The sequence below is a fragment of the Actinoallomurus acaciae genome (genome assembly GCF_042429965.1).
Lineage (GTDB): Bacteria > Actinomycetota > Actinomycetes > Streptosporangiales > Streptosporangiaceae > Actinoallomurus > Actinoallomurus acaciae.
The window spans coordinates 1-1044 of the sequence record NZ_JBHLZP010001115.1; the positions used below are offsets into that span (position 1 = coordinate 1).

Genomic DNA, 1044 nt, shown 5'->3' on the forward strand with positions numbered 1-1044 from the left:
ACCGCCGCCGGCCGAGCGCGGCTGATCGCCGGGCTGGACGACTTCGGCCGCTTCGCCCCCGGCGACGTGCTGGTCTGCCGCACGACCTCGCCGGCCTGGACACCGCTGCTGGCCCGCGCGGCCGCGGTGGTCACCGAGACCGGGGGCATGCTCGCGCACGCCGCGATCGTGGCCCGCGAGTTCGCCATCCCCGCCGTCCTGGCCGCCGAGGGCGCCATGACCGTGCTCACCGACGGGCAGCCTGTCGTCGTGGACGGCACCGTCGGCACCGTGACCGGCACTGATGAGGAGACGGCCCGATGAGCCGGACCACTTCGGCCGACGTTCTGGTGCTGCACGCCGCGCGTACCCTCGGCTACGCCACCGCCACACGCATCGCCGAACGGACCGGGCTGCCCGAGGCCGAGACGACCGGGCACCTGCTGGACGCCCAGGCCTGCGGCTGGGCCACCTACTCCTCCTTCGCCGGCGACGGCGGCTGGTCCCTGACCGAGGCCGGCCGAGAGCGGGGCGAGCGGCTCCTGGCGGCCGAGCTCGACGCCGCGGGCGCCCGCGGGGCGGTGGAGGACGTCCTCCGGGACTTCCTGCCCGTCAACGACGTGGTGAGCGCGGCCTGCACGGCCTGGCAGCTCGCCGAGATGGGCATCGGCGAGCAGCCGGTCACGCGGGCCGCCACGATCACCATGCTCGAGGAGCCCGCCGGCGTACTCGCCGCGCTGGAGGCTCGCCTGACCGCGCACCTGGCCCGGTTCGCCGGATACCACCGGCGCTTCGCCGCCGCGCTACGGCTGGCGAGCGCGGAGCCGGCGTGGATCACGGGCACCGACCGGGACTCGTGCCACCAGGTGTGGTTCGAGCTCCACGAGGACCTGATCGCGACACTGGGCCTGACCCGTTGACCACCGGCACGGCCACGCCCCCAGGGTCTGTCTGGAAGTGGTCGGGTCGTGGGTTTTCCACAGTCGTGCGTGTGGTCTTTCTTTGGTGTGTGGGGTGGCTTGACAATGGAAGTGGGGTCGGCGCCCCCTGGGAGGGCGGGGAGTG

Annotated in this window: 2 protein-coding genes; both read left to right on the top strand. The window is 73.9% G+C overall.

All coding sequences use genetic code 11. The features are described from left to right. The coding region (locus tag ACFFNX_RS50960; RefSeq protein ID WP_378213719.1) for a PEP-utilizing enzyme at positions 1-303 on the top strand (303 nt) is incomplete at its 5' end. Then, a complete protein-coding gene (locus ACFFNX_RS50965; protein ID WP_378213721.1) occupies positions 300-899 on the top strand; it encodes a helix-turn-helix domain-containing protein in 600 nt (199 codons plus the stop codon). The genes ACFFNX_RS50960 and ACFFNX_RS50965, both read left to right, overlap by 4 nt. Positions 900-1044 lie beyond the last annotated feature (145 nt).

Excerpts from the sequence above, each read along its gene's own strand:
- ACFFNX_RS50965 (WP_378213721.1), top strand. The coding sequence starts at position 300 with ATGAGCCGGACCACTTCGGCCGACGTTCTGGTGCTGCACGCCGCGCGT.